The sequence below is a fragment of the Kitasatospora sp. NPDC022785 genome (genome assembly GCF_055561295.1).
The window spans coordinates 76,737-85,057 of sequence record NZ_JBVHHB010000036.1; the positions used below are offsets into that span (position 1 = coordinate 76,737).

Consider the following 8,321-nt stretch of genomic DNA (forward strand, 5'->3'; position numbering starts at 1 on the left):
GGTGGCCGGAGAGAGTACTTTCTCCGGCCACCCGACCAATACCGCTCGTTTATACCGGCGGAGAGTACTTATTCCGGGCGTGCCGTATTCCCCTTCACCGAGGACACCTCCCAGATCTGCACCGGACACGGCTCGGACAACATGGCAACCCTGCACAACCTGGCGATCTACGCCCTCCGAAACGCCGGGCACTGCAACGTCGCCGCCGGCCTCCGCCACGCGTCTTACGGGCCCTTCACCCACCCGTTCGACCTGATGGGCATCGCCTGATCAGCGCAACTGCAGGATCACCAGACTTTGCACCCCCCTGAGCTCGTTCCTGCGTGGCGGTTCGAGCTGCTCGGCTGGCCGCGCTCAACCATGGCCAGCGGGACGGCATTCAGCACTGCCACCTGGTGCCGCTTGGCGACCGGTCGCCGCTCCGCCCACAGTCGGATCGGATCTGTCCCCGCCGACGGCCTCCTCGTACGGCCCGCCCCGTCGGCTTCGGAGGAGGCGCCGACGGGGCGGGTGTCGACGACGAACGTGTCACGAGTCGCAAAGGCCGGTGATCGTTTGCTGCTTTCGGCGCCGTTGGCCCAAGTTGTCCGGCAGTATGCGTGTCGGTGGGGGCGACTGTTGGTAGGGGCGGATGAGCCGGTCAAGCACTGCTCGTTACGTGACAGGGTGGCCGGTGGGCCGTCACCTGCGGCTGCCGCGTACGGCACGGATCACCTCGGCGACAGCCTTCAGTACGGTGGCGCGGTCGCGCGAGGCGGTGCCGTCCACCACGGCGATGACGATCAGTACGGCTGCGGCAGCGGCGATGAGCGCGACGGCGATGGGGACCAGGGTGACCCAGGCGGCGAAGTTCACGGCGTTCCCTCTCTTCGTGCGACCACCGGGCGGGCCGCACGAGGGACATCACAGCCGACCGTTCCGCAGCGTTGAAGGTTTGTCGGATCGGACGGACAGCAGTTTTGAAAGCCCATGTCACAGAGGTGTTGAGCTAGTCGCCGGACGGATCCGTCGGATCCGACGGATCGGGGAGGGCGTGCGGTGAGCAACAAGAAGACGGATCTCAGCGCCGCGCGGGAGATCTTGAGTGTCGCGCTGAACCAGTTGGAGAGGAGCGCACTCAAGGGCCGGCACCGCACGGAAGCCATTCAGTTGGCCGCCGAAGCGCTCGGTCAGGACCTCTCATCCACCACCGTCAGCGAGTGGTTCGCAAAAGGCACCCCGGCCAAGGACTTCGAAACCCTGTGGTCTCTGGTCTGGGTGCTGCTGGTGTGGGCCGAGCAATCTCGACCTGACGCCCGTACCGGACCTGCCCGTACCGGAGCGACCCGTACCGGAGCGACCCGTACCGGAGCGGCCCACAGACGAGAAGCCCTCATGCAAGCGGCCGGCGCCAGACCGGATGGCTGGTGGGTGGGCAAGAAGGAACTGTGGAAGACACGGTGGGAACAGGCCAGGGGGTCTAAGTCCGTCACCTCCGAGACGCATTCCGCTCTCGCGCGTGAACGGGCCGTCCCCGAGGCGGGCTGGTGGCGTTCCGGCTCGTCCTACCTGCGCGGAATGGTGCGCGGCCTCGCACCCGCCGAGCTGATCGGTCGGGAGGATGAGCTCGCCCAGCTTCACCGTTTCTGCTCCGGCGACCGCCAGTTCATGTGGTGGCGCGGCGATGCCTGGTCCGGCAAGACGGCCCTGCTCGCGACGCTGGTGATGCATCCGCCGCCCGGGGCCGAGATCGTGGGGTTCTTCGTCAACTCGCGGATGCCGGGGCACCACGACATCCGGGCGTTCTCCCGCTGGACACTCGAACAGCTCTGGGCGCTACTCGGGCGTCCGGGAAGCCCGCCGGTCGGCGAACACGCCGACCCCTTGGTGCTTCCCCGGCTGCTCGGCGAGGCGAATGCTCTCGTCGCCGAGCACGGCCGCCGACTGGTCCTGGTGGTGGACGGTCTCGACGAGGACCTCGGCCCGGTCGTCGGCTGGCCGAGGCAGCCGAGCATCGCGAGCCTGCTGACCGACCTCGCCGATGAAGGAGTGGCGGTGATCTGCGCCGGGCGGAGCACCGTGGAGCTACCCGCCGACGTCGCCGGGCGCGGGCACGCCTTCTGGCGGGCCGGGTCCGCCGAACTGCGGGCGTCGCCGCACGTGCGGGAGTTGCAGGCCCGGGCCGAGGCCGAGATCGAGCAGATCGTGTCGATCGACGGCGCGCCCGAGCAGGTGCGCCGGGGCCGCGACGTGGTCGGCTACATCGCGGCGGCCGGCGGGGGCCTGACCACGCACGACCTCGAGTACCTGATGGAGAAGGAGTACGCCGTCGTCCGCACCGCGCTCCGCGGTCTGGCCGGGAGAGTCCTGACCTCGTCCGACCTGGATGACAGGACGACTCACTTCTTCGCCCACGACCTGCTGCGCGGCGGTGCCCTCTCCAACTTCGGCCTGGCAATCGGCCCGTACCGCGACCGAATTCACACCTGGGCGGGCCTGCACGCCCGCAGCACCCCGCCGTGGCCGGAGGAAACGCCGACCTACCTCCGCTTCGGCTATTCCGAACTGCTGATCTCCGGTCAGGACCTGGACCGACTGACCTGGTTGGCGTCCGACCCGGCCCGCCAACGGCTCCTGCTGGGCACCCTTGGCGGCGACGCGACCAGCCGGGCCGAAGTGACTGCCGCCTTGGAGATGCACGCGGCGACGTGCGACCCGGAGTCGGCGACGGAACCCGACCTCGCGGCGCTGTTCCGCCTGACCCGACGACGCGACTTCCTCGACGGGCACACCGCCGAGTTGCCCGTGTCACTGCCGGCGGCGTGGGCGGCGCTCGGCGAGCGGGCGCGGGGCGAAGCGCTGGCCGCCAGCTTCGTGGAGGGCCGGCGCCGTACCGAGGCGCGCCATGAACTCGAGGAAGGGTTCCGCCGACCGTCTCCGCGACCGCGGGCGTCGCAGGACCCGGTCCGTCAGGCGGTGGTCGACAGCGGGCTGCTGCCCCGGCGCGAGCCACCGCCCGGCGGTCGGTCCGCCGCCCTCCGCATCGCCGATCCGCGGGACCGACTGGGGGCGCTCGTCGCGCTGAGCCTGGCGGCGGCGGAGCAGGGCCGTGCCGCTGAAGCCCTCGTTCTCGCGCGCTCGGCGGAAGACCTGATTACCTTGATCACGCGCTACGAACTGGTCGACGCGCTGGTCGACGTCCTCGACGCCCTGACGGAAGCCGGCGAACGCGAACGGGCCGTGGCGCTGGCACGGCGCTGGACCGCTCGTGTCACGTACGCGGAGGAGATCGACCGCTTCCTGCCAGTACTCCTGCGCACCGAACCCGCGGAAGAGGTGCTCCGGCGCACGCACCGGGCCGAGGACTCCGACTACCCCGCGGAGGACGGGGAGGACTCGCGCCGGTACCGGCGGCGGGCGTTGTGGGGGATCGTGCGGTGGGCGTTGTTCACCGGCCAGTTCGCCGCGGCCTGGGACGCCGCGTCGGAGATCTGGCACGAGTTCTCCACCGGGCGGGCCCTCGACGCCGTCGCCGACGCGGTCGTACGGGCCGGGCAGACGGCCGGTGACATCGAACATCTCGTCGCCGGAGCGAGCACGCCGGACTGGGAGCGGATCGTCGTCTCCCTCATCGTGGCGGGGCGGCTCGGCGACGCCGAAAGCACGATCCGGGACCGTCTCACGCAGTCCGAGACCCGCGCTCGGGCACTGACTGGCCTCGCCGTCGCCGTGGGCGCCACCGACTCGGGGCGCGGCAAGGCACTGCTGAACAAGGTGCACGAGCTCTGCCGGCCCGGAAGCCCTCTTGCGGAAGTCACCGCATGCCGGGTCCGAACCCTGATCGCCGTGGGGGACCGTCACCGGGCTGAGGCCGTCGCCACCGGGGCCGCCGATCCGGGTCAGGCATCCGACCTGCTTGCCGAGGTGGCGGAGTCCTGGGCGGAGACGGGGCACCCGGAGGAAGCTGAACGGATCGCCCGCAAGATCAGCCCACCGGAGGTACGGGCCCGCACGTTCGCCGCTATGGCCGTCCGGTCACCGAAGCACGCGAGCCGGTGGCACACCGCCGCCTTCCACACGGCCGACGGACTCTCGACGCCGCTTCCGTCCGCCGTTCGGACGCAGCTCGCGCGGGCGGCGATCGCGGCCCGCGACTTCGACGCCGTCGTCGGCATGCTGCGTGCGGTCGAGAAGAGCGACGCGTCCGACTTCACGTTCCTACTCCAGCTCTTGGCAGAGCCGTTGGCGGCTGCCGGGGCCGAGCACGTTCTGCGGCCGTGGTTCGAATCCGAATTGTTCGTCGCGTACGGCCCCGTCCAGTGCCTGGCGGCGGCGACCAAGGGCGCCGCGAGCCGAGGCGATCTCGCAGCGGCCGCCGCATACGCCACGAGAGCAGCCGACGTATGGAACGAACAGCTCCTTTCCGACATCGTGGTCCGTGCGGAGTTCGATCCGAACGACAGCTTCTACTCGGTGCTGTTCGACCGTGACGGGGACCAGTGCGCCCTGGCCGAGGCGCTGACAGCCGTGGGCGACTTGGCCGACGCGGAGGAACTCCTCGACGACCGGATCAACCCGGTCCGCACGTCCGCTGCCCTGACCGGCCTGGCCAGTGCCCACCTGGCAGCCGACCGGACCGAGCGGGCCATGGCCATCGTGGAGAACGCCTATGCGCCGGCACGCCCGGCGATGCTGGCTGCGCTGGCCCGTCGCGCAGTCGCCCTCGACCAGGACAGCCTGGCCCGGCGGATGGTGGGTCGGGCACTGCTGAGCGGCAAGGCGCTCGCCCTGCTCGAGGAGATCGCCAGGATCGCACCGGATGTGGCCCGCGACCTGACCGACGAACTCTGATCGACACGACCGCCAAGGAAAGCAGCGTGCAACAACCCGCGGGTTCCCCGAGGAGCAGACTCTCCGCAAGCTCTGCCGTTCGGGCGTGGGCAAGGTCTTGTTCTCGCCCGTCGGCATTTCCCTCCAGGCCGCCTCCGCAGCCGTCTCACGCTGCGCAGCGCTCCACTCGTCGTGATCCCGGGTATCGACGTCGTTCGGCTCTGATCTGACAGTAAGAGGACCTAACAGAAAGCCCGATTGAAGCCATGCCTCTTTCCTGACCGGCTCGTTGAGTGAGTCTTGGGAAGGTGAACGGTCCTCCTCGGGTGGTTTCGGATGACCTGTGGAGGCGGATCGAGCCGTTGCTGTTGGTGAGGCGCCGCCAGCCTCGCCCTCCACGCCCACGCGGGCTTCCACGTCATCGGCACGCACGAACGCATCAGCCGACACCAAAGCATCTGGCGCGACGTCGCCCCTTGTCGTACGCAACAGCACCAACGCGTCCTGAAATACGGCGGATTGAGAAGCGCGGGCGGTCACTTCCGAGGCATCAGCACCGTGTTGCATTGAACGCAGCACCGTTGCATCCGGCATCCTAGCCCTGGTCAGAAACCAGCCGAGGGCGCAACCCCAAGGCTGCTCCCTCGCAGATCAGCTGGTCAGAACCAGTGTCAGCGGATGCCGCATGTTGCATCTGCGGCAGCACTGCTCGTTACTCCAGGTGCAGCCCGGCGAACGTCCCGTCGAACCCCAAGGCAGTCCGCGCCTGGTCGAGCGTGGGGTAATACGTCCACCGCGGGTCGGTGAGCATCGCGTCGAAGTCGCGGCGGGCGATCTCGGGCTCGAGCCACTCGTTTCCGCAGCGGCAGCGGACCCAGACGCGGCGGCCGTGGTTGATCAGCAGCCAGTCTCGTCGGGCCCGGCAGGCGGAGCACACCACCGGCATGCCGCGCAGAGCCAACTCGTGCGGACACTGCGCGCAGCGGACCGCGTCGGGACCGCTCGGTGGCTGGGTCTGGAACTCCAGTTGAAGTAGGGGATCGCCGGACACCGGGCCTTGGACGATGGGCGTGGTCGGGGTGGTGGTGGGCTGGTCGGTGGTTCTGGGCACGGGCGTTGGTCTCCGTTCGCGGTGCGCTGGTTCTTGCGTAACACCCAGTGGAGTCGGGTGTCGAGGGGTTTCGGGGTGTCGGCCCAGCGGACGGTGGGTGGTCCGCCGGGCCTGCGGGTCAGCGTCGGGGTGCCGGGCGCCGGGGGTCGGTAGCGGGCCGGGTCGGTGCTGGCGCGTCGGCGCGGGTGCCCGTCCGACCGGGCGCGGGCTTGGTCCGGGCGGTGCCGGGCCGGCCGGGGTCGGCGGGCAGGTCGGCGATGTGGCGGATTCGCCAGACGAGTACGTCGGTGGTGTCGCGGGCGGTGTCGAGTTCGCGCCAGGAGGCGGCTTCCTTCAGGAGGGCCTTGGGGTCGTGGCCTGCCGTCTCGGCCTCGGCGAGGGTGGCGGCCAGGGCGTCGTGCTGACGACTGGTCCCGGTACGGCTGTCCGGTTCGCCGACGGCTGCGCGGATGGTGGCGTCGTGGCGGCGGCGTTCGGGCTCAGGAAGGGCCCGGCCCCTATCACGCATCGCCCCCATCGGGGTGGCAGCGGCCTGCCGGTAGGCGGCGCGCAGGTGGTCGGCGGCCTGCCGCGAGGCGGCGGCCTGCTGGGCGTGGCCCCGGGCGGAGTGCCAACGGGCGGCGGCCAGGGCGACCAGGACGAGGGTGGAGACGACCATCGCGGTGGCGCCACCGTCCTCCCCACGTCCGAGCGCACCGCCAGCCTGGACGATTCCGCGAGCGGCCGAGCGCAGGGCGCGGATGTCGGCGCTCTCCGCGCGGACGTGGCTGCGGGTGGCTCGCTCGAAGGCACGGGCGGCGGCTCGCAATTCGGCGCGGCTGGCAGCCGGGGAGGTCTGGGCAATGGCGTCGAGGAGTTCACCGGCACCAACGAGCTGCGCGGCAGCCTGGTCGTCGTCCTGGTCGAGGACCGCAGCGGCGTGCTCGGCAACGCCGGCGGCCTCGCGGCGATGCCGGGCGGGAGCGGACCGGCCGCTGACGGGCCGGGGCGGCGCAGTGTCGACAGGCCCTTCGATCAGACGGCGGCGGATCCGCGGCAGCGAGAGGTCGGGCGCGAGCGTGCTTCCGGCGAACCAGACAGGCTCGCGATCGCGGTTGCGGTCGCCGGGCAGAGCGACGTTGTAGCCCAGGACGTCGCCGGAGGGGGCGTGGCGAAGCTTCACCCGCAGGCCGGCCTCGCGCAGGCGAGTGAAGAACTCCTCCTCGGTGGCGGCTCCGGCGATGGCCTGGCGGACGGCTTCGCGCAGGGTCTCGCGCGGGGTTTCGGTGCGGCCGGTGCGCTCGGCCTTGAACCGTTCCTGGCTGGTGGGGGTCTTGGCGGCGGTGCCGTCGCCGGGGGTGAGCTGTCGCAGGCCGTAGTCCTTCTCGATCAGGCGCGCCTCGGCCTGGGCCTTGCGTCGGTCGAAGCTGAGGCCGGCGAGGCGGCCGTCCTGGCGGACCAGGGTCGCGGCGATGTGGATGTGGTCCTCCGCGTGACGGACGGCGACCCATCGGCAGGCGGTGGTGTCGCCGTCGGGGGCGATGCCGGTGGCGTGGACGATGCGGCGGGCGATGTCCGCCCAGTCGTTGTCGTCGAGGTGGCGGTCGCCGGGGTCGGCGCGCACCGAGCAGTGCCAGATGGTGGCGGCCGGGGCGCGGTCGCCGATGGCCTTGACCGGCTGGTCGAGCTGGGCGGCGAGCTGAGCCACAGTGTGGTGCGGGTTGCGACCGGGGTCGGGGGCGAAGTTGTTCCAGGAGGCGACAAGGTGCTGGTCGGTGTGCTCGTCGCGCTTGCCCGGCCCGAACAGGTAGCGGACCAGGCCGTACGTGCCGCCGCTGCCGGTGCGGATCTTGGGGATCACCGCCGGACCATCCAGGCGACCGCGTCGTCCACCGCGCCGATGGCGGCTTCGACCCGCTGTAGGAGCTGGCGCAGGTCGGCGCCGGGCCGTCCGCCGGCGTTGAGGAAGTGGGCGACCTGGTTGAGGTTGTTGCCCACCGCGCCAAGTTGCCGATTGGACTCCATGAGTTCCTGGATTCCACGGCGGTAGTCGGCGACGGCGGCATTCGGGTCGGTGCTCGCCGCGGCGGCAACGGCGGCGGCGGCCGCGTAGCCGCCGGGGGCGAGGCCGGCCTGCTCGGCGGCGTGCCGGAGAAGGGACCACTCGGTGTCGCTGAATCGGGGGCAGACGCGGTTGGTGCGCGGCACGCTGTGGCGCAGGCGGCGGCGTGTGGCTGCGCGAACGGTTTCGGCGGGCGGGTTCTGCTGCTTCTCCCCCTTCGTCGGCACCCCTGGGCCGGCTCCCCCGGGGCGGGGGGGGGGCCCCCCCCCGCCCGCCCCCCCCACCGCGCCCCCCCCCCCCCCGCGGCGGGGGGGGGGGGGGGGCCCCACAAAAAAAAAAAAAAAAAACAAAACACGAAAA

The 8,321-nt window shown here is 71.0% G+C and carries 6 protein-coding genes; 2 read left to right on the plus strand and 4 right to left on the minus strand.

Features of this window, described 5'->3' with window-relative positions:
• The first annotated feature begins 141 nt into the window (after nucleotides 1-141).
• A complete protein-coding gene (locus ACZ3YO_RS36680; protein WP_465578186.1) occupies nucleotides 142-270 on the plus strand; it encodes a hypothetical protein in 129 nt (42 codons plus the stop codon).
• Between the two features lie 411 nt (nucleotides 271-681).
• Here the strand turns inward: ACZ3YO_RS36680 and ACZ3YO_RS36685 are convergent, their stop codons facing one another.
• A complete protein-coding gene (locus ACZ3YO_RS36685; protein WP_465578188.1) occupies nucleotides 682-855 on the minus strand; it encodes a hypothetical protein in 174 nt (57 codons plus the stop codon).
• Nucleotides 856-1,038: 183 nt separating this feature from the next.
• Between ACZ3YO_RS36685 and ACZ3YO_RS36690 the strand changes: the two genes are divergently transcribed.
• A complete protein-coding gene (locus ACZ3YO_RS36690; protein WP_465578190.1) occupies nucleotides 1,039-4,830 on the plus strand; it encodes a hypothetical protein in 3,792 nt (1,263 codons plus the stop codon).
• Nucleotides 4,831-5,521: 691 nt separating this feature from the next.
• On the opposite strand, the gene ACZ3YO_RS36695 is transcribed toward ACZ3YO_RS36690, so the two are convergent.
• The 3 genes from ACZ3YO_RS36695 to ACZ3YO_RS36705 form a co-directional block, all read right to left on the minus strand.
• Nucleotides 5,522-5,920: a hypothetical protein gene (locus ACZ3YO_RS36695; RefSeq protein ID WP_465578192.1), complete on the minus strand. Its 399-nt coding sequence runs from the start codon at nucleotides 5,918-5,920 to the stop codon at nucleotides 5,522-5,524.
• Between the two features lie 118 nt (nucleotides 5,921-6,038).
• Nucleotides 6,039-7,760: a relaxase/mobilization nuclease domain-containing protein gene (locus ACZ3YO_RS36700; protein ID WP_465578194.1), complete on the minus strand. Its 1,722-nt coding sequence runs from the start codon at nucleotides 7,758-7,760 to the stop codon at nucleotides 6,039-6,041.
• Nucleotides 7,757-8,188: a plasmid mobilization protein gene (locus ACZ3YO_RS36705; protein ID WP_465578196.1), complete on the minus strand. Its 432-nt coding sequence runs from the start codon at nucleotides 8,186-8,188 to the stop codon at nucleotides 7,757-7,759. Before ACZ3YO_RS36705 ends, ACZ3YO_RS36700 begins: the two co-directional genes overlap by 4 nt.
• Nucleotides 8,189-8,321: the final 133 nt, after the last annotated feature.

Coding starts and splice junctions, on each gene's coding strand:
- ACZ3YO_RS36680 (WP_465578186.1), top strand. CDS start 142: ATGGCAACCCTGCACAACCTGGCGATCTACGCCCTCCGAAACGCCGGG.